At 39.6% G+C, this 23,581-nt stretch carries 25 protein-coding genes and 1 pseudogene; 13 read left to right on the top strand and 13 right to left on the bottom strand.

The genetic code is table 11. The features are described from left to right. The first annotated feature begins 39 nt into the window (after positions 1-39). From MJX77_RS03115 to MJX77_RS03085, 7 genes are all read left to right on the top strand, one after another. Positions 40-798 (top strand): hypothetical protein, encoded by a 759-nt coding sequence (locus tag MJX77_RS03115; RefSeq protein ID WP_252060530.1) that lies wholly within the window; start codon positions 40-42, stop codon positions 796-798. Between the two features lie 135 nt (positions 799-933). Then, positions 934-1,506, top strand: a complete 573-nt coding sequence (locus MJX77_RS03110; protein ID WP_034596457.1) for an HdeD family acid-resistance protein — start codon at positions 934-936, stop codon at positions 1,504-1,506. A gap of 115 nt (positions 1,507-1,621) precedes the next feature. Beyond that, complete coding sequence (locus MJX77_RS03105) at positions 1,622-3,601, top strand: ATP-dependent helicase (RefSeq protein ID WP_224973968.1); 1,980 nt, start codon at positions 1,622-1,624, stop codon at positions 3,599-3,601. Positions 3,602-3,673: 72 nt separating this feature from the next. Continuing rightward, positions 3,674-3,913 (top strand): RNA recognition motif domain-containing protein, encoded by a 240-nt coding sequence (locus MJX77_RS03100; protein WP_151821247.1) that lies wholly within the window; start codon positions 3,674-3,676, stop codon positions 3,911-3,913. Between the two features lie 9 nt (positions 3,914-3,922). Continuing rightward, complete coding sequence (locus tag MJX77_RS03095; protein WP_252060529.1) at positions 3,923-4,285, top strand: ASCH domain-containing protein; 363 nt, start codon at positions 3,923-3,925, stop codon at positions 4,283-4,285. Positions 4,286-4,366: 81 nt separating this feature from the next. Further along, a complete protein-coding gene (locus MJX77_RS03090) occupies positions 4,367-4,870 on the top strand; it encodes a DUF6586 family protein (RefSeq protein ID WP_252060528.1) in 504 nt (167 codons plus the stop codon). Positions 4,871-4,982: 112 nt separating this feature from the next. Next, the gene (locus tag MJX77_RS03085) at positions 4,983-5,261 is read left to right on the top strand and encodes a hypothetical protein (protein ID WP_002114792.1); all 279 of its coding nucleotides are present in this window, start codon (positions 4,983-4,985) and stop codon (positions 5,259-5,261) included. A 35-nt stretch (positions 5,262-5,296) separates the two neighbouring features. Here MJX77_RS03085 and MJX77_RS03080 read toward each other — a convergent pair whose 3' ends face one another. The 4 genes from MJX77_RS03080 to MJX77_RS03065 all read right to left on the bottom strand — a co-directional run bounded on the left by MJX77_RS03080 (position 5,297) and on the right by MJX77_RS03065 (position 9,178). Then, complete coding sequence (locus tag MJX77_RS03080) at positions 5,297-7,006, bottom strand: cation:proton antiporter (RefSeq protein WP_111855536.1); 1,710 nt, start codon at positions 7,004-7,006, stop codon at positions 5,297-5,299. A gap of 151 nt (positions 7,007-7,157) precedes the next feature. After that, complete coding sequence (gene rpmG, locus MJX77_RS03075; RefSeq protein ID WP_003654787.1) at positions 7,158-7,313, bottom strand: 50S ribosomal protein L33; 156 nt, start codon at positions 7,311-7,313, stop codon at positions 7,158-7,160. Positions 7,314-7,325: 12 nt separating this feature from the next. Next, entirely contained in the window at positions 7,326-7,562 is a 237-nt protein-coding gene (gene rpmB / locus MJX77_RS03070; protein ID WP_000048256.1) for a 50S ribosomal protein L28, read from the bottom strand. 167 nt (positions 7,563-7,729) lie between these two features. Beyond that, complete coding sequence (locus tag MJX77_RS03065; protein WP_005302127.1) at positions 7,730-9,178, bottom strand: coniferyl aldehyde dehydrogenase; 1,449 nt, start codon at positions 9,176-9,178, stop codon at positions 7,730-7,732. 112 nt (positions 9,179-9,290) lie between these two features. On the opposite strand from MJX77_RS03065, the gene MJX77_RS03060 reads away from it, so the two are divergent. The 5 genes from MJX77_RS03060 (at position 9,291) to MJX77_RS03040 (ending at position 13,119) form a co-directional block, all read left to right on the top strand. Then, positions 9,291-9,983 (top strand): TetR/AcrR family transcriptional regulator, encoded by a 693-nt coding sequence (locus MJX77_RS03060; protein ID WP_005302132.1) that lies wholly within the window; start codon positions 9,291-9,293, stop codon positions 9,981-9,983. A 75-nt stretch (positions 9,984-10,058) separates the two neighbouring features. Further along, positions 10,059-10,922, top strand: coding sequence for a formyltetrahydrofolate deformylase (gene purU / locus MJX77_RS03055; RefSeq protein WP_004794803.1), 864 nt, complete (start codon positions 10,059-10,061; stop codon positions 10,920-10,922). A 380-nt stretch (positions 10,923-11,302) separates the two neighbouring features. After that, positions 11,303-12,052, top strand: coding sequence for an energy transducer TonB (locus MJX77_RS03050; protein WP_013199006.1), 750 nt, complete (start codon positions 11,303-11,305; stop codon positions 12,050-12,052). Between the two features lie 42 nt (positions 12,053-12,094). Continuing rightward, positions 12,095-12,715, top strand: coding sequence for a MotA/TolQ/ExbB proton channel family protein (locus tag MJX77_RS03045; protein WP_198307495.1), 621 nt, complete (start codon positions 12,095-12,097; stop codon positions 12,713-12,715). After that, on the top strand, positions 12,715-13,119 hold the full coding sequence (locus tag MJX77_RS03040; protein ID WP_003654800.1) for an ExbD/TolR family protein: 405 nt from the start codon (positions 12,715-12,717) through the stop codon (positions 13,117-13,119). The genes MJX77_RS03045 and MJX77_RS03040 overlap by 1 nt, the downstream gene beginning before the upstream one ends. Positions 13,120-13,176: 57 nt before the next feature. Here MJX77_RS03040 and msrA read toward each other — a convergent pair whose 3' ends face one another. The 7 genes and pseudogenes from msrA to lgt all read right to left on the bottom strand — a co-directional run bounded on the left by msrA (position 13,177) and on the right by lgt (position 18,068). Further along, positions 13,177-13,701, bottom strand: a complete 525-nt coding sequence (gene msrA, locus MJX77_RS03035) for a peptide-methionine (S)-S-oxide reductase MsrA (protein WP_005036987.1) — start codon at positions 13,699-13,701, stop codon at positions 13,177-13,179. 100 nt (positions 13,702-13,801) lie between these two features. Continuing rightward, positions 13,802-14,857 carry an Lnb N-terminal periplasmic domain-containing protein gene (locus MJX77_RS03030; RefSeq protein WP_151766730.1) on the bottom strand — a complete coding sequence of 352 codons (1,056 nt, stop codon included), beginning with the start codon at positions 14,855-14,857 and terminating at the stop codon, positions 13,802-13,804. A gap of 14 nt (positions 14,858-14,871) precedes the next feature. Beyond that, complete coding sequence (locus MJX77_RS03025; RefSeq protein WP_004794794.1) at positions 14,872-15,381, bottom strand: dihydrofolate reductase; 510 nt, start codon at positions 15,379-15,381, stop codon at positions 14,872-14,874. Positions 15,382-15,425: 44 nt separating this feature from the next. Then, entirely contained in the window at positions 15,426-16,268 is an 843-nt protein-coding gene (gene thyA, locus MJX77_RS03020; protein WP_252060527.1) for a thymidylate synthase, read from the bottom strand. Between the two features lie 167 nt (positions 16,269-16,435). After that, a pseudogene (locus MJX77_RS03015) lies at positions 16,436-16,799 on the bottom strand (hypothetical protein); the annotation flags it as partial. An 11-nt stretch (positions 16,800-16,810) separates the two neighbouring features. Beyond that, the gene (locus MJX77_RS03010; protein ID WP_005302149.1) at positions 16,811-17,170 is read right to left on the bottom strand and encodes a hypothetical protein; all 360 of its coding nucleotides are present in this window, start codon (positions 17,168-17,170) and stop codon (positions 16,811-16,813) included. A 79-nt stretch (positions 17,171-17,249) separates the two neighbouring features. Then, on the bottom strand, positions 17,250-18,068 hold the full coding sequence (gene lgt / locus MJX77_RS03005) for a prolipoprotein diacylglyceryl transferase (RefSeq protein WP_005302151.1): 819 nt from the start codon (positions 18,066-18,068) through the stop codon (positions 17,250-17,252). 93 nt (positions 18,069-18,161) lie between these two features. On the opposite strand from lgt, the gene MJX77_RS03000 reads away from it, so the two are divergent. Beyond that, the gene (locus MJX77_RS03000; RefSeq protein ID WP_199987312.1) at positions 18,162-18,941 is read left to right on the top strand and encodes an NRDE family protein; all 780 of its coding nucleotides are present in this window, start codon (positions 18,162-18,164) and stop codon (positions 18,939-18,941) included. Between the two features lie 47 nt (positions 18,942-18,988). Here MJX77_RS03000 and MJX77_RS02995 read toward each other — a convergent pair whose 3' ends face one another. Further along, positions 18,989-21,181, bottom strand: coding sequence for a PhoX family protein (locus tag MJX77_RS02995; protein WP_252060526.1), 2,193 nt, complete (start codon positions 21,179-21,181; stop codon positions 18,989-18,991). Positions 21,182-21,355: 174 nt separating this feature from the next. Next, a complete protein-coding gene (locus MJX77_RS02990) occupies positions 21,356-23,536 on the bottom strand; it encodes a PhoX family protein (protein WP_252060525.1) in 2,181 nt (726 codons plus the stop codon). Positions 23,537-23,581: the final 45 nt, after the last annotated feature.

Genomic DNA, 23,581 nt, shown 5'->3' with positions numbered 1-23,581 from the left:
AAACAATAAAAGAAAATTTTAATTTTATGGGGAATAAGAATGTGGAAAAACATTCGGGTCTTATGTTTATTAATTATTTTATTGATTGTTGCTGTTCAAGCATGGCGAGATCAAAATCAAGATTGGAATCGACCAGTTGTAGTCGTTTTACATCCAGTTAATGCAGATGGTTTAGAGACAACACAGGCCTATATCCATCAGTTGAAAAACGAAGATTTTTGGGCAATTAACAGCTATTTAAGTGAGTGGTCACAGCATTATCGTGGACAATCAGGAAACTTTACAATTCGCTTAGGACAACAGTTGCAGCAACGACCACCCGAGGTTCCTCAAAATGCCAATATTTTGCATGTTATGTGGTGGAGCTTAAAATTTCGTTTCTATGCATGGCGACAAAAACAACCTGAAGACAGTGGAGCATCACTTAAACTTTATTTAAATTATTATGATCCTAACTACCAAAAAGTCTTAATCCATTCAACTGCTTTAGAAAAAGGTCGTATTGGTAGTGTGAATTTATTTGCGACCAAGACACAAGCTTCACAAAATCAGGTTGTGATTGTTCATGAGCTATTACATGGCTTTGGGGCACAAGACAAATATGATTTAAAAACAGGACAACCTATTTACCCTTTAGGTTATGCTCAACCTGAAAAAGTGCCTCTATATCCACAAACTAATGCCGAAATCATGGGTGGTCGAATGCCTTTGTCTGAGCAGAGCAGTAAAATGCCGAATGGCTTACATGAAACAATAATAGGTTTACCTACAGCTCAAGAAATTGGCTGGGTGAAATAAAACTGTGGATAAATACTGCTTTATCCACATCAATTGTTAAGAAACGATGCAGATTTTATACAGACAAAAAATGTGAAGTGCATCACTATTATTAGGTAGATGAAATTCTAATACCTGATAATAAGAGTAGCCATGATGAAAACTGTAGGTAATGATTTAGTACGTAATCAGTTACATGCTGACCGTAAATGGTATTTGATATTGGGCTTTGTGCTTATTGGTTTTGGCCTGATTTTATTTAGTTCATTGCCATTTGCGACCTTTTCTGTTGTTTTTTTATTTGGAATACTCATGATGGTCGGCGGTGTTTTGCATCTCGTCGCGGCTATGAGTGTTTTTAAAGGCGCAAGCCGATGGTTATGGGCACTGTTTGGTGTACTTTATTTAATGGCTGGTTATTATGCGTTTTCTACTCCAGTCACAACAGCAGTGGTGCTGACGAGCCTATTATCTATAGCGCTGATCATTGCTGGTGCTATACGTACTATAAATGCAATTTTACTTAAGCCAATTACTGGATGGGGCTGGACCCTGTTCTCAGGGTTATTGACGCTCGCTACAGGTATTTTAATTTTAGTTTCTAAAGATTCACCTTTTTGGGTATTGGGAATGTTCCTTGCTATTGATATTTTATTTCAGGGAATTAACTTTCTAGGTTTGGCTTCAGCCATTAAGCATCTTCCTTCTAGTTCAAAAACAGTATCTTAAAAAGCAATATTCAACCAAAGAGCACTTTAAGTGCTCTTTTTGTTTTTAGGATAGGCAGACCCATCTGTTGTCTCGGTCTGTTAAACTATATCTTGGTGTTTTAGCGATATGTGTTATGAGTCTTGCAAAATTAATTAATGAACTAAATGCTCAGCAAAAAAAAGCAGCCACTACGTCTGCGCAAAACTGTTTAGTTTTGGCGGGCGCTGGTTGTGGCAAGACTAAAACCATTGTTGCTCGTGCAGCTTATTTAATTGATCAAGGCTTGCCAGCGAATCAAATCCAGATTTTAACGTTTACTCGTCGTGCTGCGAGTGAAATTGTTGCGAGAGTAGAACAACATGTGGGAGCACAGGCAAAGGGTCTGCGAGCTTCAACTTTTCATACTTTTTGTATGTATTTACTGCGCCGTAACCCACAAGCTTTTGGGTTAAATCAATTTAGTATTATTGATCGTGATGATCAGTTGCTTATGTTTCGCTTATTAAGAGGTAAAGATAAAGATAACGTCTTGCCCAAAGCCGCAGAGCTGTGTGATTTATATTCTTATGCGAGAAATACTCAAACAAAGCTTTCTGAAGCATTAATCAAACAGCTTCCAGATGCATATGAGCATAAGACTCAAATTGCAGATTTAATGAAAACCTATGAGCAGCGTAAACGAGAACGTAATTTTTTAGATTACGACGATATCTTGTCAATTGTGGCTGTCCATTTACAAAATTCAGAAGCCTTAACGAATTGGGTGGCAGGTTTTTGTCAGGCATTGCTAGTTGATGAAATGCAAGATACCAATCCTTTGCAATGGGCTTTATTGCAACCATTGATTGGCAAAGTGAAGCTGTTTTGTGTTGGTGATGATGCCCAGTCGATTTATGGTTTTCGCGGTGCAGACTTTGAAAATATCCATTCTTTTAAAGAACGGATACCTGACGCAGTTATTCATACACTGGATTTAAATTATCGTTCGACTCAAGAAATCTTGGATTTATCAAACTGGTTGTTGGCGCATAGCCCAATCGATTATAAAAAACAGCTGCAAGCTCATCGAGGGCAAGGACAAAAGCCTCAGCTACACCTATTTGGTAATGAGTATGAAGAAGCAAACTGGATTGCACAGGACTTAATAACGCGACATCAGCAAGGTGCAAGCTGGTACGACCATATGGTTTTGGTCCGTTCAGGCTATAGTGCGCGATATCTGGAAGGGGCCTTTATTGCTGCTGAAGTGCCTTATCGTTTTATTGGTGGGGTAAAACTTCTTGAATCTGCACACGTGAAAGACGTGCTTAGCTTGCTACGCATTGTGAGCAATCCTCACGATGATTTGGCGTGGATGCGTTTTTTAACCTTGTGGGATGGTATTGGTGACGTTGGTGCAAGTAAGCTCGCGCAAGAGTTGATGGGAATTGTTGACGTTGAAGAGCGCTGTAACCGTCTAGAACGTCATGGGAAAGTCCCTTTACAAGCGATTTTAATTTTAAAACAGTTAGATGTATTACAGCAGCATGTTGAAGCAAGCATTGGATTGGCACTTGATGCTTTAGGTGAACAACTAGAACAAAATTATAAAACTAAAGATTGGTCACGCCGATTAAAAGACTTTGATTTAGTCAAACAACTTGCACGTAAACATGCATCTTTAGGTGAATTCCTCGAAGAATATGTTCTTGAACCTATTTCAGTTTCTGAAATTGAGAAAGCTGCTGATCAGGATTTAGTGACGTTAATTACGATTCATTCCGCTAAAGGTGCTGAACAGAAAGTCTGCTATGTACCTCATGTATCTCCAAATCAATATCCTTATGCAAGGGCACAGGGCGATTTTGATGATGTCGAAGAAGAGCGCCGCGTATTGTATGTTGCATTAACACGTGCAGAGAATGAATTAATTTTGACTAAGCAAAATCTCAATACATGGTCAGAAGATAATTATGACGAACAAGGTCGTAAAATCGAAAGTTATTTCCTAAATGACCTTCCTGCACATTTAGTTCAGGCAAAGATTCATAGGCAAGTACCTCAGCCATTTGCTAAAAAGCAATGGAACCGTTCACCTACAGTAAATTTAGGTTTTGGTATCGATCTGGATTAAACTACTGTATAAGACACTGTGATTACTTAAATATATTGGCTACTCCCTTTAATTGCCAATTAAGGTTAGAAAATGAAGATATTAGTTCGTAATTTAGATCGTGCTGTGAGTGAAACTGAAATTTTAGATTTATTCAAAGCATTTGGTAAAGTTGAAACGTGTGTTCTTGTTACTGATAAAGACACAGGTAAATCGAAAGGTTTTGGTTTTGTTGAAATGCCTAACCCACGTGAAGCAATTAAGGCCATTAAAGGCTTAAATCTGCTTAAAGTTAAAGGTAATGGAATTCGCGTTAAAGCAGCTGAAGAATAAGTCTTTAGTGTGAAAAAACAGCTTTTAGCTCTTTCGATTGTAACGCCAAATGGTACTCGCATCGCTGAAGGTATCAAAACACTTGAAGTGCGTTCATGGGTACCTACAAAACTGCCAATCAAAGATCTATTAATTGTCGAGAACCAAAATTTTTTGGTTAAAGATACTGATGAAGAAGAGGGAGTTGCTGTCGCTTTGGTTGATGTCGACTCTATTCATGCTTGGCGAAATGATGAAATTGAGCCCGCATGTGCAACTGCTTGGGACGAAGGGTATTTTGCTTGGGTTTTAAGTAATGTTCGTCCTATAAAGCAGCCTTTAAAAACTTTAGCTAAACGTAAAATTTATCAAGTTGAGCTGGATTTACCATAAATAACGTTGATTTTATTAATGGAGTCGTTAAGCTAAAGATTAGCTGTTGCAATAGCGATTTTAAAACAGGAAAGTTTAGTTATGTCACGTGTTGCTCGTTATCATGCCGATCGTACCAATCAGAAGCTCTATTTTGCGCGCTTAGCGTGTCAACATGCAGAACAGACCGATCATGTGCAGCAGATACAAGCTTACCGTGAAGCAGCTGTATTTCATTTACATGGCGCAATGTTAGCTTTCTTACAAGAACTCGTACGTTATTACCGTTTAAATGAATTGCAACCCACTTTAAAATCTATTGAAGAACATATGGCGGCAAAAGGACAAGTTTCTCCAGAAGTGTCCGTTTTGCAACAATTGGCGAAAGATGGTTTTGTTGCAGAGCTCAAACGAGCTTACCGTATGTGTCAATATGCACCAGAACCTAAAGAGCCGACCCCAGAAGAAGAAACATCTTCTAATCTTATTATCAAAGTAACTCAAGGTCCTCAATCTTGGTTGCCAGATGTTAAGATTTTGCGTGAATGGCATCGTGAATTAAGCCATTTAATTGATGGTTTTCGTAATGAAATGGTCGAGTTCTAAAATTAAACTGCCCGAACGCTTGAAATTTAATCCGGGTGTGCCTATATAAATAAGACAAGAGATGCAAAGTGCAAGGGTGCTTTGCCACCATGTTGAAACATGGAGGAAATATATGTCTATACAGCAATTGAAAGAGTTATTTGGAAATCAAGAAGCCGTTTTGGAATTAGTCCAACTCGAAGGTGGCGAACTCGCCTTGCGTAATGCAGGTTCTGAGAATGAACCCTTGGTTAAAATTCAATTTAGCGATGAAGTAAAAGCAATCTTGGGTGAGCAAACTCCAGTTGTTGCTCAGCATATGATTCAGGCTGCACTATTTGGACTGCTCGAAAAGCAGGTAAATGAATGGCAGGCTGAGGTACTAGACGAACAGCCTAAATTCTTAAGTTAAAAAAAGCGTACTCTTGAGTACGCTTTTTATATGGGTTAATGAATAGTTGACTGATGGGCAAGCTCGATCTGATTTAATATATGATGGCTCATATTCTTTGCCATTTCCTCTTTGGCATAGAACACTTCACCAATATTTTCATCTCTGATTACCGCGGCTTCTTCTTTACTTTCTGCGCAAATTAATACCTGAATTTGAGGGTTTAATTGCTTAGCGATCGCCACAATACGGTGAATATCTAAAATATCCATAGGTGAGATCACCAAGAGTCTTGCATGCATGATGTGTGCTTGAATTAAAACACCTGGTTCGGTTGCAACACCACTCACAGCAGCAATATTCGACTGACGTAGCTTTTCTACGATTTCACGATTCTCTTCAGCAATAACGACTTTAATATTTTCATTAATTAAATTTTCAGTAATACGTCGTCCCACACCGCCATATCCAACAATCACAACCTGATCGCGTAAGTAAGCCTGATCAACTTCATCGGGTAACATGGCTAATGGGTCACCACTACGTTCAAGAAGTCGGGCTAGGTGAGAGCGCTCACGAATCCAGCGTTGTACAGGCTCAATGGCAGAGAATATAAAAGAGTTCAGCGTTATCGAAAATAAAGCACCAGCTAAAATCAGATTTTGTGCTTCTAAGCTTAATAAGCCTAATGAGACGCCGAGAGTCGCTAAAATAAATGAGAATTCACCAATTTGGGCCAAACTCGCGCCAACTGTAAGTGCTGTATTAAGTGGATAGCGAAAGAATAAAACCAAAGCCATTGCAGCAAGTGTTTTACCTATCATAATAATTGCGATAACGGCCAAAATATGGAGTGGACGTTCAACAAGAATATGTGGATCAAACAGCATACCCACAGAAACAAAAAACAGAATTGAGAAAATTTCACGTAGTGGAAGTGTTTCTTCTTCTGCGCGGTGGCTAAAGTCTGACTCTTTAACAACCATCCCCGCAAAGAAAGCCCCTAATGCCATTGAAACCCCAAAAATGGCATAAGACCCGTAAGCAATTGAAACAGCAGCTGCAACAACAGTAAGGGTGAATAACTCTCTTGAACCTAAACGAGCAACAAACTGCATAATAATAGGTACAACACGTTTACCTACAATCAGCATAAAGGCAATAAAGCCAATTACTTTTAATAAAGTGAGTCCAAGGGTTAACCAGATATTACCATCTGCACCTTCTGGTGCTTTCCCGCCGAGTAAAACTGCTGTAGCTGGAAGGAGTACTAAAACAAGTACCATCACTAAATCTTCGACTAACAGCCAACCCACAGCAATTTTGCCGTTAACTGAGTCTAAAAGACCTCGGTCTCCTAAAGCTTTTAATAATACAACAGTACTCGCACACGACAGACTTAAGCCAAAAACGAGTGCCGAACCAAAGCTCCATCCCCAGAGCATGGATACACCAACCCCTAATAGGGTAGCGACCGCAATTTGTAAAATCGCACCTGGTACAGCAATACGCCGAACCAGCAGCAAGTCATTTAATGAAAAGTGCATTCCTACACCAAACATCAGGAACATGACCCCGAGTTCTGCAAGCTGATTAGCAAGATGAATATCTGCTTCTATACCGGGTGTATTTGGGCTAATAATAATTCCGGCAATTAAATAGCCGATAAGAGGAGGAAGTCGTAATCGGGCTGCAAGATAACCAAAAAAGAGGGCAACACCGAAACCAACAGCAAGTAAAACAATTAAATCTACGTCATGCGGCACTAAAAACTCCTTTTACGTGAGTTAGGCTAAAGACAAGCATAAAAAATGCCAAGGCGAAATATGTGGAAAGTTTAACAAAAAAAAGCGAGCTATAAAAAAAATGCAAAAAAAAACGACTTCATTGTGAAGTCGTTTTTTTTCGAGGCTAAAATTATTTGATTTTAGCTTCTTTGAAAATCACGTGTTGACGGATTTTTGGATCAAATTTTTTGATTTCCATTTTTTCCGGCATAGTACGTTTGTTTTTAGTCGTGGTATAGAAATAACCTGTACCAGCTGTAGAAACGAGACGAATCTTATCACGCATTGTTCAGACTCCTTAGATCTTTTGACCTTGAGCACGAAGGTCTGCAACAACCTTTTCGATACCCAATTTGTCAATAATACGCATACCTTTAGTGGTTAAACGAAGACGTACAAAACGTTTTTCGCTTTCTAACCAGAAACGGTGGTGGTGCAGGTTCGGCTCGAACCGGCGCTTGGTTTTGTTGTTGGCGTGTGAGACGTTGTTACCAACGACTGGACGCTTGCCGGTAACTTGGCAAACCTTAGACATGGTGTAACTCCATTGATTCAGCCAACAGCAAATCTGTGGCCAGTCATACTAAATGTAAACGGATGAATTCATTCAAGGGGCGTTTTATACCAAAAATACGATTAAAAGACAAGCGGAATTGGTAAAAACGAGGCATGATTTAGTATAACAGATCATGCCTTGATCAGTTAGCGCAACAAGGTTTTCGAAATGAAACGATGAATGGGCTTATTGAACGGTGGAAGAATGTATTTAAGGCTATAAAGTTTTGGATTAGACATCACCGAACGTTCATGAGAAAGGCTAAAAAAGCCCTCTGGTCCGTGATATTTCCCCATACCTGATGCACCAATTCCCCCAAACGGTAAATCATCTTGAGCCACATGGGTAATCACCATGTTGATTCCGAAATGCCCTGAGTGGGTATGCTGTGCAATATAGTCAGCACGTGCCTGATCATAGTCAAAATAATACATCGCTAAAGGACGTGGGCGACTATTAATGAATTCGACAACTTCTTCTATTTGGTCATATTCTAAAATTGGTAGGATCGGACCAAAAATTTCATTTTGCATAATATCCATTGCAGTTGTTACGCCTGTAACTAAAGTCGGTGCAATTTTACGGACATCATCTAAAATTTCATTTTGAGGATTAATTTCAATAATACGAGCACCTTGATCGCGGGCATTTTCAAGATAGCCCTGAATGCGGTTGTATTGCTTGTCATTAATAATAGACGTGTAATCTTGATTATTGCGGAAATGCGGATACATGCCAGCCACAATCAATTTAAAGTTTTCGATGAACTCGGCAGTTTTCCCGCGCGGCAAGAAAATATGGTCAGGTGCAACACAGGTTTGACCCGCGTTCCATAATTTTCCTACAGCAATACGTTGAGCTACATCTTTCATATCCATAGATGCATGCACAAGAGCAGGAGATTTTCCGCCTAATTCAAGAATAACAGGAACCAGATTTTGAGCTGCGGCTGCCATCACTGTTTTTCCAACAGAAGTTGAGCCTGTGAAAATCATTTTGTCAAAAGGCAAATGACTAAAAGCATCTGAAATAACGCCGCCACCATTTACTACAGCAACTAATTCTTGTGGGAACGCTTCTGCTAATGCACTTTCAAGAACTCGTCCAAAGTTAGGAGAGGCACTCGAAATTTTGATCATGGCATGGTTGCCCGCTGCCAGTGCACAAATTAATGGCCCAACTGAAAGAAGTAATGGGTAATTCCATGGTGTAATAATACCGATTACACCCATAGGTTGATATTGTACCCAACCTTTTGCTGGCTGATGTAATACACTGATATGGCGTTTTGAAGGTTTCATCCACGCTGTCAGATGTTTACTGTAATATTTGATTTGTTCCAAACTGGTGAGTAGCTCACCAATTTTTGTTTCCATAACTGCACGATTGCCATAATCAAGGTTAATTGCGTCGGCAATCTGATCTTGATATTTTACCAAGACTCTTTTAAGACGAGCTAAACGATCAATACGCTCTTTAGCAGTGGGTACCGGATGACGTAAATAAGCAAGCTTTTGTTGTTCAAGCAAATCATGTAAATGCTTAACATCATAAGGAAGCTGAGTCTCTGGATTTGTTTTTGTTTGACTGTTCATCGGTACTTACCAAATACATTGATATATTTATTTTTTAGAGTAAATACTCTAAATAGTCAAGTCAGTTTATGTGTTCAAGTCTTAACCATGTGAATTATTAAAGGTTATTAAAATGTCTCAACCTAAAGCTCTGAAGACAAAAGACCGGATTTTACAAATCAGTTTGCAGCTTTTTAACGAGCGAGGTGAACGGTCAGTTACAACCAATCATATTGCTGCGGAGTTGGGTATCAGTCCCGGAAACTTGTATTATCATTTTCGGAATAAGCATGAAATCATTAAGGAATTAATGTATCAATATCAGGCCGAGACATTGGAAGTGCTTTCTTTACCTGACGATAGACCATTAACGACCAATGATAAAATCAACTATTTTCAGGTGCTCAGCGGCCAATTATGGAGCTACCGTTTTATTCATCGTGATGTTTATCATTTAGTTGAAAGTAACGAAGACTTTAAAAAGATTTATCCGCGTTTTGCCGGGCAGGTGATGCAGCAGGGGCAAAAGATTTATCAAGCCTTTGTAGATGCTGGTCTTATGAAAATGACGGCATCGGAAATTGAAGCCCTCATTATTAACCTCTGGATTGTATTAACAAACTGGACAAACTTTTTGTATATGTCTGGTCATATTAGTGACAATAACCATTTAGAAGAAAAATGGGTTTGGCAAGCATTACGCCAAATGGTTTTCCTTGAAGGCCCTTATCTTATGGGAGAAAGCCGAGCAACTTATGAGCAGTTGCTTGAATCTCTTGGCCCTTCAGATCTATTTGCTAGCTTATCGTCCTTAAAAGACGAATAGTTGTGCTTGTTTATTTAGGGCGCTAGAATACTCGGCCTATTAAAAGATTTATCTCAATTAAGTGATATTAACCAAATGAATATGACCACTGCCAATACAGCCCGTTTACTGATTACTTGTGAAGACAAGCCAGGGATCGTACAAGCGGTATCGAGCTTTTTGTATCACCAAGGTGCAAACATTACCGCGCTTGATCAGTATGCGACGGAAGCTCAGGGCGGACGTTATTTCATGCGTGTTGAATTTGAACTTGATCATTTACAGTCGCGTAAAGATGCATTAATTCAAACTTTTGCTGCGAACGTTGCTGAGCGTTACGGCATGCAATGGCGTCTTGCTTTCGTTAACGATGTTAAAAAAGTTGGTATTTTAGTTTCTAAAGTTGACCATGCATTGCTTGAGTTGTTATGGCGTCATGCACGTGGTTCGTTACCTTGCGAAATTACTCATGTCATTTCTAATCATGAAGATTTACGTGAATCTGTTGAAAACTTCGGTATTCCATTTACTGTAATTAAAGTTACTAAAGACAATAAAGCTGAAGCTTATGCGCAAATTGATGAAATGATGCAAGGCAATGATTTATTAGTTCTTGCACGTTATATGCAGATTTTAAGCGAAGATTTTGTTGCGAAATGGGAAATGAAAATCATCAATATTCACCATTCTTTCTTGCCAGCTTTCGTGGGTGCCAATCCATATAAGCAAGCTTATGAAAAAGGTGTGAAGTTGATTGGTGCGACAGCTCACTATGTGACAGCTGACCTTGACCAAGGTCCAATTATTGAGCAAGACGTTGAGCGTGTGAGCCACGACTATAATGTTGAGCAATTACGTGAGCTAGGTGAAGATGTAGAGCGTAATGTATTAGCTCGCGCAGTGAAGTGGCATTTAGAAGATCGTATTATTGTTGATGGTAATAAGACCGTTGTTTTTTAAATAACAGTTATTCTAAAAAAGCACGCTTCTTGCGTGTTTTTTTATATTTAAAATAAAATTGAAATAATATAACATATCAATAATAAATGGGATTATCATAAAAATAGATCTGTTCATGGTGTAAATAGCTCAACTATTTAAGTTTGGCTAAACAAATTGTGAACACTGGATATCTATTGATGTAACTATGAGAAAACTAAAGTAAAGACACTCAGCAAGCATGAAGCTATGACACAGAGTAAATGTTTTTCTCAAAAAATAGTTGCAAATGAAAACACTTCTCATTTATTATTGTGGCACTTTATTGTTCTATCCGATGTTTGAAATCGTTTCTATAAATAGAAATCTGAAATCATCATCCATTAGGTAATTAGATTCTTATGAGTCAATCTTCCGCAGCCTTAAACGCTCCCAATCCGATGAAAAAGAAAGTCATCACAGCACTAATTGCAGTTGCAATTGGTCATATCGGGGTCTTATGGGCAGTTAGCCATATTAAGCCTGCTGAATTAAAGCCAATCGATAAGAAACCTTTACAGGTACGTTTCGTAAAAATTCAAGAGCAACCTAAACCACTACCTCCTAAACCAAAGGAACCGCCTAAAAAGCCGGAACCTAAGAAAGAGGTAAAAGAAGTTAAAGTTGTTGAAAAGCCTGTGACACCACCGAAAAAAGTGGAAAAAATTCAACAGGTGAAAAAAGCTGAAACACCAAAAGAAACAGTAAAGACAGAACCTAAAGTTGAAACCAAAGTGGTGACAACGACTGTTTCTGAAAAAGTCGTTGAAAAACCAAAGCCAGTAGTACAAGAAGCACCTAAAGCTCAACCCGCCCCAGATCCATCACCAAAACGAGTTTCAATTGGTGGTTCGGGTGTACAGTGGAGTCGTTCACCACGTTTAACAGTTTCTTCAAAAGATTTACAAGGCGAAGCACGCTCTGTCATGGTACTGATTGAAGCCGATGAAAAAGGCAAGATTATTAATGTACGAGTGACGAGAAGTAGTGGTATTCCAAGTCTAGATGACAAAGTTGTCCGTGCTGTTCGCGGTGCGAAATTTAAACCTTATATGGAAAATGGTGTTGCTTATCCAATTAAAGCAGAGCAACCCTTTGATTTAACCCCTTAAATGAATTTGAGTCCCAACGGCTAACCTTAATCAGGAGTTCATATGAACTTTTCAATCTATTGGCAACATGCAGATGCAGTGAGTAAAACCCTGTATTTCATCTTATTGGCAATGTCGATTGCTACCTGGACAGTTTTCATCTTACGTTTGATGGGGACTCGCCAATTAAAGCAACAAGCTTATGCTCAACTTTCTCAGGCTATCGCTTCGCTAAAAGCAAAGTTACAACCTTTAAGTTTTGAGCAGCGTAAAGCGGTTGCGGAGCAGGCTCTACTTCGTCAAATTTCTGCTGAAAAAGTCAATGCTGAAAAAGGTATTTCTGTTTTAGGAACAATTGCTTCAATTGCACCATTCGTTGGTTTGTTTGGTACGGTATGGGGTATTTTCCATGCACTTGTTGCAGTCGGTAAAAGTGGACAAGCAGGTTTGGCTCAAGTGGCTACACCAGTAGGTGAGGCGCTTATTATGACGGGCCTTGGTCTTGCAGTTGCGATTCCTGCGGTATTGGCTTATAACATTTGTGTACGCGCTAACCGTGGTCTTGCTCATGATTTACAAGATCAAGCGCACAGCTTATTAATTGATACGATGTTGCAGCAAGACTCAACTGTAAAGTCTGATGTTAAAACTGCACAGCAAAGTTATGTTGGAGGTCAAGCTTAATGGCTTTTCAATTGGGTGAAGACCACGATAGTGGCATAAATGAGATGAACCTCATTCCGCTAATCGACATTATGTTGGTGTTAATGATCATCTTTTTGGTCACAGCAACAGTTGCCAACCCATCGATTCCATTAACGCTTCCTAAAACAACTGCTGAAATTATTGATCCACCACCAAAAGCAATTACGATTAGTATTAATGCAAATGGTGAAGTGGCTTGGGATACTCAAGTAATTAGCCTTGATGAGCTTCAAAAACGTTTTCAAGAAGCAGGTCAAGGTGATGTTAAACCAACAGTTCAGCTTCGTGCAGATAAAGAGTCGAAGTACGATACTGTTGCACAGGTAATGTCTCGCGCCAGTGAAGCCGGACTGAGCGATATTGCCTTTGTCAGTGAAAACTAAAATTTAGTTTACCTAATAAAAAAGCAACCAAATCGGTTGCTTTTTTATTGCTCTAATTTATTGATCTTTCATAAGATGCTGGAATTTACTATATAGCTTGAGCAACTTAGGTGGAATCGCAAAGTTGCAATAACCTTGTGAAGGATTCTTTGCATAGTAATTCTGATGATATTCTTCGGCTGGGTAGAACGTCGGAACAGGAGACAATTCAGTCACAATATCAAGATCATCATCTTTTAACGTTTGAATCGTATGTTCCGCTGCTTGCTTTTGCTCTTCATTATAGTAATAAATAACAGAGCGGTATTGCGTGCCGATATCATTACCTTGGCGATTTAAAGTCGTTGGATCGTGAGTCGCGAAGAATACATCGAGTAACTGGGAGTATGTTACTTGCTCTTCATCAAAATCAACCAAGATCACCTCAGCGTGCTGAGTATCTCCTTGACATACTTGCTCGTAGGTAGGGTTAGTGGTGTGCCCACCTGCGTAACCACTAGTTACTTTTTCTACACCGCGTATTTGTAAAAATACAGCTTCGACGCACCAAAAACAGCCGCCGCCAAATAATGCCTGTTGCATTGTTTTTCCCTCTATTTCCTGCCTATTACAATAGGGTTTATGTATTTAAAATACAAAGTAAAGCATGTATAAAAAAGTAAAGAAAAGTGCATTACTTATTTCATTTAGCTTTAGGTAAACCTTGTCGAACGATTTGAGAGAAGTGTTCACTACTCTGATCGGAAAGCTGTTCAAAATTTTCAGTACGTGGATTGATATGTGCAATTTGATACCACTGTTTTAAACTGACATTTTGATTAAGAGCTTTAAGATCATATAAATAATTAGGTAAATAACCTGAAGCAATTAGACGATAATCTTTAGGAAGTTGATATGGGTTAATCGCTTGAACCATATCAAAAATTAGAGTTGTACAGTTACTCGTGAGCGTATTGTACCACTCTGGTTTTGTACGCAACTCATCTGATTTTTTAAGATATTCTAAAAATAAAGCTTTTTGCTCAGATCGTGGCATATTGATAGGAAAATTATAAACTTGCTCTTTGCGGATATTGCTACGCGTATAGACAATATCTTTCTCATCAGAAGCAATTAAGCTCAGTTCATATTTTCTAAAAAAACCACCAATTGCCGAAAACTCTTCAGTTTTTTCTTTGCGAATCTCGATTGAGAAGACTAAAGGTTGTTGGTGTGCAAATTCGAAGCTGACCAGTGTATGGGCAATTTGTGGCCCCATCCAGTAAGAGGCAATGATGTTTATGCCATTCAACTGGTTAAGGTCAAAAGTTCGAGTTTCCCAGCGAACATCATAAGTTCCATCGGGATGCCAGTTGAAGTTACGGACATTATGCAAAGTGATTACATCGCCGTGCTTTTCATAGCTCAGCATATTGGCAACTTCAGGGTTCCAGTCACGGTCTTGACGTGCAGTAATCGAAAAATACCAAACGAGAGAGCAGGCAAATGCTAAAAGGTAAATCAGGATGTCTGTACGGCGGCTAACAAGATGGCCTTCAACATATAGACCTGCCATACTCAGCGCAAAAGCAATCCAGATGCCAATGAGTATGCGGCTGCCTAACCAGCCAAAAGGTTGTTGAACCCAGAGCGCTACGCATACCCAAATACTAGAGAACACAATAAACAGCGTGAATAGACTATGTAACAGCCCAAAAAGTAGAGCAATAATAAATTCACGTGTTCCGATATTGTGCATAGGCATCCATAGAATTATTTTTTATAAGTGGCAAACTCGAATGAAGTTCCTGATTTTTCATCAACTTGCTGTTCACTTGCAGTTTTATGAAATTCACTCGGTATTGTTGGATAATGTGCATCACCTTGCACATCTAAGTCAACATGAGTAAGTTCAAGACGGTCTGCAATTGACAAAGTTTGCTTGAAGATCTCACCGCCACCAATGATGAACAATGCCTGCTTTTCAGTATTTTTTACATCTTCTAAAGCTGCATTTAAAGCATCTTCAATTGAATAGGCAATTTTAACACCGTCAAATTGCCAGTTAATGTCACGAGTAATAATCCAGTTCACACGGTTTGGTAGAGCACGGCCCATGGACTCAAGGGTTTTACGACCCATCACAACCACACCGCCTTGTGTGATTTCTTTAAAGTGTTTTAAGTCGGCAGAAATATGCCATGGCAACGCGTTGCCTTTACCGATACAGTGGTTTTTGTCCATTGCCACAACGTGAACAACTTCTACATTTTGCCATGCCATAATCTTATTCTCTAAACCGTAACCTAATGAAATTTGAGTCGTCGTTATACTGCAACTGGTGCTTTAATTGCAGGATGCGATTCATAACCTACAATTTCAACATCTTCAAATTTGAAATCAAATAAGTCTTTTATTTCTGGATTTAGTTTCAATTGGCAGAGCGGTAAAGGCTCACGTGTCAATTGAAGTTGTGCTTGCTCAAAATGGTTGGCATAAAGATGTGTATCACCACCAGTCCATACAAAATCACCGACTCCTAAACCGCACACTTGAGCAATCATATGGGTGAGTAGAGCATAGCTTGCAATGTTAAAAGGCACACCTAAAAACACATCTGCACTACGTTGATAAAGTTGGCATGACAATTTGTTATTTTGTACGAAAAATTGAAAAAGCGTGTGGCAAGGTGGTAAGGCTACTTGCCCAGCTTCGTTCGGGTTCCAACCAGAGATAATTAAACGACGTGAGTTTGGGTTGGTTTTAATTTCATTAATTAACCATTTAATTTGGTCAAAACCATCTTGGTTATAAGTGCCATCCGCATTTTTGGTTGCGCCAAAATTACGCCATTGGTGGCCATAAACTGGACCAAGCTCATGCTCTGGGCGGCCAAAACGAGCAGTTTGTTCTGCTGTTGCCCATTCATCCCAAATTGAAACTTTATTATCTTTTAGATATTGGACGTTGGTGTCGCCTTTTAAAAACCAAAGTAACTCAATCACAATAGAACGGAAGTGAACTTTTTTTGTGGTGAGTAAAGGAAAACCTTTAGAGAGATCAAAACGCATTTGATGACCAAATACAGAACGGGTTCCTGTGCCTGTACGGTCGCCTTTGTCACCGCCATTATCAAGGATATGTTGTAGTAGGTCTAAATATGCACGCATAACACTCTCGAGTTCGGATTAATTCCATAAAATAAAAGGGGGAGATAGCTCAATGATAAATAATTACGCAATAGAGCTGCTTCATCATGAACCATTGAAGATGATACCTGTTGTAGCTCAAGATGAAAATCTAAAAATAGTTCTATGACATTTCAATAGACGTAATTATTCAAATCGTTTAGCACGATTTTGATGTATCGAAACAAGAAAAAAGCCAACCAGTACAAAGCCTAAAGCTTGTATAGCAAGAATCCATTTATGCTGAGCAGGAAGTAGATACATCAAAATAACAACGATCAAAATAGGATAGATGCTGCTTAAAAATCTAAAGCTCGATTTGTCTGATGTGTTATTTGAAATTTTGCTATTTAAGTAATGTCCAACATGTAAACCAAAACCGAAAATAAGGCTAAGAATAGTATAAGTCGGTGATAAAGGCTGGGCTTGATTGGCTACATAAATTGCAGCACAAACCGCAATAATGAAAATGAGTTTGATATGGCGCGGAGCGTTGTACCAATAAGCCAACATGAAAACCAGACCTATTTCTTAAAAAGTGATTGAGGTGAAAAAATAAAAGCAGCAAGTGCCATAAAAGCAATTCCTTGCACACCCCAGATCAGCAAGTTCGGCATCGCTTTAACAAAAATAAGGGCAAACAAAAGGGCAATAGGGATCCAAGTAAGTAAACGGTAGAGTAAACCAGTCGGGTTGCTTTGAGCGAAATGCAATTTAAAGTAACGACAGATTAAAAAAATTACCCCAGTTCCAGTAAACATTAGAATCGTATCTAAAGGCAGTGGTTGGTATTGATATAGCGCAATACAAATAAGTAGCGTAATAATCAAAATCACTAATTTTTTAAATGTTGGGACTTGCGTGTTAAACCAGAATTCCAGCATGGTATATCTTCATCTTGGGAGAGTAAAAACTGTAGCATAAAAAAAGAAAAGAGGAGCCGAAACTCCTCTAATTTAGATATTAACTATTCTTTTGTGGACCCCAGTCATAAATTTTCTTTTGATAGGCATACCACATCATCCAAAGGCCAATCAGTAACATTGGAATTGTTAGAATCTGTCCTTTCGTCATCCAACCAAAAAGAATGAAACCTTGGTCGGCATCTGGTTGGCGGAAGAATTCCATAACAAAGCGGGCAACGCCATATCCCATTAAGAATAGGGCAGAAACGGCCATCCGAGGACGCGGTTTTGAACTAAACCACCACAGAACAATGAATAGAATCAAACCTTCACAAAGTGCTTGATAGATTTGTGATGGATGGCGAACTAGGTGTAACGGATCTGTTGGGAATATCATACCGAATGGATAATTTGGGTCAGTTACCGCACGACCATATAACTCTCCACCAATAAAGTTACCAATGCGTCCGAACATTAAGCCAGTTGGTACACAAGGGGCAATAAAGTCGAGCGTTTGGAACCATGTTTTTTGGTATTTTTTACACCAAAATAGCATAGCAACCATAACACCGAGAAAGCCGCCGTGAAAACTCATGCCACCTGTCCAGACTTGGAATAACCAAATCGGATTTTCGAGGAATTTATCAAACTCATAGAAAAGGACATAGCCGACACGACCGCCCAGAACAACACCTAGGGCACCATAGAACACTAGGTCGGAAACCATTTCTGATGTCCAGCCATCACGTTGTTTGGCACGGTAGGAAGCAAGCCCCCAAGCACATAAAAATGCCAATAAATACATGAGTCCATACCAATGGACTTGAAGAGGTCCTAGATGTATTGCGACCGGATCGATATTAGGATAGGTCAGCATTGCTGCTCCTTGATCTTACGTTTTGACAGATTGTAGCGGAATGATGTGAAAAATGTTGTACATTCAATGTGTAAAGATAGGGAACAAGAATCAATGTGTATTGTGGCTTTAGCATGGCATGTTCTGGATGATATGCCCTTGTGTCTTATGTCAAATCGGGATGAATTTTATCATCGTCCAACAGCTTTATTGCATCAGTGGGAACATACTCCGATTGTTGCGGGACAAGATTTGCAGTCGGGTGGCACGTGGATGGGCGTTACGCCTCAAGGTCGATGGGCTGTTTTAACCAACTTCCGTGATGGGCGAGATCAAAAGTCTTATGAGACTTCTCGGGGGCATTTGGTGCAGGCTTTTTTAGAATCTGATTTATTGCCGATTCGATTTGCTCAACAATTAGAACAGCAGCAACAGAATTTTGCTGGCTTTAACTTGTTTATGGGAAATGCTGATCAAGCGGTTTATATGAGTAACCGTGGTGAAGCTCCGCAAGTATTGGCTAACGGTGTGTATGTGGTTTCGAATGGCTTGATGTCTGAACATTGGGAAAAAACTAAACATTTACGAACTCGTTTTACACAAGAGTTTTTGCCTATGCTTCAGCATCAGACAGAAGAGTTAACTTTGCAACATGCGGCGTGGGATATTCTGGAAGATGAGCGTAAAGTCACAACGGCTTTATTACCGAATACTGGCATTCAAGCAGAGATGGAAGAGTTATTGTCATCTACCTTTATTCAAAGTCCTGTGTATGGCACACGCTGTTCGAATTTTCTAAGAATGACCAATAATGAATGGCTTTGGTTTGAAAAGACCCAACAAGGTGAACATAGCGGTCAAATTGTTCAGCAGCAAATTCTTTTAAATCGATAGCAATTAAAATGCCGATCAATTGACCGGCATTTTTAACCTTCTACAAATTAGCCTGCGATCACACCGCCATCTTTACGGGTAATCACAACAGTTGCTGAACGTGGACGTGCAGTTTTATTGCTTGGGTCTTTTTGAGTTGCTGGCCAGTTACTGTCTGGTGTTGCGTAACTTTTCGAGTCTTCACCAGGGTGTTGAACATTAATAAAAATAGCTTTGTGGTCAGGTGTCATGGCAATACCTGTAATTTCACATTGCTTTGGTCCAACCAAGAAACGTCGTAATGTTGAGTCTGTAACTTTAGCACCGACTAGCGTTTGTTGGCCATTTGACGTAGTGGCAGCAGCGCCATCACCAATTTGACCTGGTAGTGCTGCAAGCATCATACAGTTGGTGACATCGGTGTAAGCGCCATCATCTGTTTGAATCCAAAGTACGCCACGTGGGTCAAACCACATCCCGTCTGGAGATGACAAATCATTATTGTCTGTCAGACCCGATAAGTTGATATTTGAAGCCATAGATGCTTCTGCGCCAAATAAGTAGATATCCCATTTGAAAGTTTCAGCAGTCGTTTTGTCATCAGTTTCTTTAAAACGGATAATATGACCGTTAACGTTACCCTTTTGCTCTTTAGTGCCGTTGTAGAGGTCTGTGTAGTTACGTGGGTTTGCAGCATCGGTTGCGTAATCTTTACCACGATTTGAGTTGTTGGTTAGGGTGACATAGACTTCGCCGTTTACTGGATTAACCGTACACCATTCTGGACGGTCCATTTTTGTAGCGCCGACTGCATCTCCCGCCAAACGTGCAAATGTAACAACGTCTGCCTGAGATTTGAAAGGGTAAGTAGTGTTGCTTTCATTTAAGCCATTTTTGCCATAAGCAAGTTCAATCCATTGACCTGAACCATCGTTATTAAACTTGGCAACATACAATTTACCTGCGTTCATGTATTTGTCACCAGCCGCATAACCACGATTTACATCTTTGGTGTCCCACACTGCCGTAGAGACAAATTTATAGATGTATTCACCACGAGAGTCATCGCCCATATAAAACGCTAATGGTTGACCTGCTACGGCACGACAAGCACTGTCTTCATGTGCAAAACGACCTAACGATGTTCTTTTAACTGGGTTTAGACGGTTATCGAAAGGATCAATCTCGACCATCCAACCGAATGTATTTGGTCCGTTACGATAGTCTTGAGTAGCTTGTGCCGCTTTTACATCGGCATTCCAGCGGTCATACAAGTCTTGTGACTCCACTTGACCGATTGCTGTTTCCCAACCGTAACGTGAACCAGATCCTGCCTTTAAGCCATAGCGTTTCAGTGCAATAATTTCTTCTGGAGTACGTAACGCGTCATCAGTCGTACTACGAGCAAAGTAACCAATAAAGTTTTCTTCGGTAGTTAAGTATGTGCCCCAAGGCGTATAACCGTTACCGCAGTTATTATGGGTACCACGAGTTTGACGACCAGCAGGTGAGAAACGAGTTGCAAGCAAACTAGACCCAGCAGCAACACCTGCAAAATTCATCTCTGTTGACGCTGTAATACGGCGGTTAAAAATTGATTTTTTATCAATGGCTACTTTTTGAGTTGCTGCATCTTTTTTGATGTGAACAATAGAAACGCCATGCGCATTTGTTTCACGAATGACTTCATCTTCAGGGCGGCGTCCATTAACTTTTGTTGGGCCTTTTGGGTGAAGGAAGGTCTGGTTGATATATTCGTGATTCATTACCAACAAACCTTCAGCCGAAACACTTTCATCAAAGTTGTTTTTTGAAGTATTTAAACCAAAGAAATGCATACCGTCATGGCAATCACCAGAACGGAACTGGAAGCTTGGACCAGATGGAATATTATTGTCATCCCAGTCACCAAAAGCAGGGTTGATTGAATCCCCTAAAGCGTAAATGACATTCGCTTCATAGCCTTCAGGTACAGTCACGATGTCGTTATGGTTTTTCGCAACTGCGGTAAAAGTTAATTTCTCTGGTTTTTTATTTGGATCTACAGGTGGGATTCCACCGTTGTTAGAACCTGGGTCATCATTACTATCATTACAGCCTGTTAAAGTAGAGGCTAAAGTTAAAGCTACAGCACCGCTTGCTGCTTTAGTAATTAAACTACGGCGACTTACATGTTGTTCTAAAATGTCACGAAAGTGGATATTGTCAGAAGTATTATTGTCCAGTTCTTGATCTTCATGATATGGCGTCAGCTCTGTCATGGGAAATTCCTAAGTAATTAAAGAAATAGAGATTGTTCTAAAAATCTTCATTAGCTTAGTTGGGTAGTGTGACGAGGCTTTGACGTTTTGATGATAGGTTTGTGAAATAATTGATCGTTTAGTCAAAAAAAGAAACCTGCACAAGGCAGGTTTCTTCTATTTTGGTAAAAGAGATTATTTCTTCACAACAGATGGAGCAATTGGATCGGCAGTGATATAACCAACCGCTGCTGCAAATTTATTGCTGTAGTTTACATTAATCGCTGTATCAATTTGCGAAAGTAAATCTGCACTGATACCAGTACGAACACCGTTAGTTTCTTTATAGAAACGATTCCATTCATCACCTGGATGTTGGAAGTTACTCATGATGTAAGTCCAACCGTTTACTTCATCGACTGCGTGTAGACCAGTTGATTCTGCACCTGCTGGTGTAGACAAGATACGGATGAGCTGTTTAGTGTCGACATTGTAAGCCCATAAGAAGTTATTTAAGTGATTACCAGAGTCTTCACCGATAAATAACGTACGTAGCTTTTCAGAGAACTTCAAGTTGTCAGGGCTAGCAATCTGTTCTGGGTCAGCAGTGTTACCTAAGCTGTCAAAGCTAATGTCTTTACCTTTAATGAGAAGACTAGATTGGCTAGGTACCCATTCACTGTTAATTGCTACATTTGAGCTGTCTTTTTGGCCGCCTGTCAGTTTATGCTCCAAAATACCACCAGCCGTGATTTTCGGGAATTTAACGTTGTGCTCAGCAAGGTAACCGCTACCACCTTCAACCATTGAATCAACAATGTTAGCTAAAGCTGAATATGCGCGTTTATCTGCAATATTTACAGTCGTACCTTCGTTCTTGGTCAATGCCATTGAAGCACCAACGTAAGCTGCATAACGGTGTGTCTCAAGGAAAGCCGCTGCAAGTTTAGTTTTGTCGCTGTTATCTTTAAGCTTGAGATAAACACCAGTTTTGCTCAAATAAGTAAATTTAAAACCTTGAGCTTCTAATTCTGCTTTTTGAGCAGCTTGTTGTAGTTTTAAACGATCTTTCGCAGCTTTTGCTAAAGCTTGTTGTTCAGGCGTACCTTTATCTCCAGCATCAATAGCTTCAACTTCTGCTGTCGTTGCATCGCTTGGATATTTGGCAATTTGTAGAACCGATTCGAAAATATCAGTTCCTTTGATACCGCTCTTGATTAGATTTTCAATCTCTACACTTGTTGCATGACCAAGCTTGATCCATGAGATCTGACCCGTCGTTGTATCTGTAAGTACTGTTGTATATTTTGCAACGTAAAGTGTGCCAGCAGATAGGTCTTTCTCTTTATCTGCAACGAACATGAAGAGACCACCATTGGTATAGTCGTCACCCATCAAAACTGTACGGTTATCTGGGAAAACTTGTACAAGCTCATGTGAAATACGGCCTAAACAGTAATGCTTTGTTACACGACCCGTACCATCTGCATTTACGGTAATTTCTGGTAAGTGACCGTAGTTATATGGGTTAGCCGCATTTTCATCACCATACACATTTTTACTGAATGCTTTAAGTGTTGAAAGTGATTGACCTAACTTTTGGTTGAAAGCATCTGGCTCATATTCTTCACTCGATAAATGAGTTCCCCATGGTGACAAGCTTGCACCACAAGTAATCCATAAACCATGCGCACTTGAAGTGTCTACATTGTGATATTTAATTAAAGTCAAATGACCAGTTTTCGGGTCTTGATCTAAAGTAAGTACTGCAATCGGAGATGATAATTTACCGTACGTATCACCACCATTTTGGTCTTTAGATAAATATTCAAACTGAACGACATGGAACACTGGGTTACCAGTTACACCTAATGCTTTCTTGTCTGCATCTGTGAAATCTTTGCCAGTCGCTTGTTTGAAGCTAATCAGAGAACTACCATCTGGACAGTCAGAGAAGAATTGACGTTCTTTACCTGCAACTGACTTATCAATAATTGGTTTATTATTAATATCAACATAACCACCTGCAATAATCTTTCCGCCTTTACCATCAGGAACTTCTGTACCTGTTAAGAAGAATGGTTTGTAAGCAAGTTGATATTCGGTTTTACTGCCATCTTCCCATGAAATAGCAAGCTTTGATGCACATGCTGTTGTTGCGATCTCTGCTACAGTAGACGGTGCAGGCATTGACGTGAACGTTGCATTTTTAAAGTTAATTGGTTTTGATGGAGTTGTAACGTCTGAATCATCATTACTATCGTTACATCCTGCTAACGTTGCTGCCGTAGCCATCGCACCTAATGGAAGAAAAGGGATCCCCGTAAACCATTTTAAAATGTCGCGACGTGTTGGGTGGTTAGAAGCAGTTGTCATAATAAATCCGTAACTTTTGTGAGTATATTTGTTGAGTTGATTCTA

Origin of the sequence: Acinetobacter sp. AHP123 (genome assembly GCF_023757925.1) — a bacterium.
In the GTDB taxonomy this organism is placed as follows: Bacteria; Pseudomonadota; Gammaproteobacteria; order Pseudomonadales; family Moraxellaceae; genus Acinetobacter; species Acinetobacter oleivorans.
Note: the sequence above shows the minus strand (reverse complement) of the source record. Positions and strands in the feature narration are given on the sequence as shown.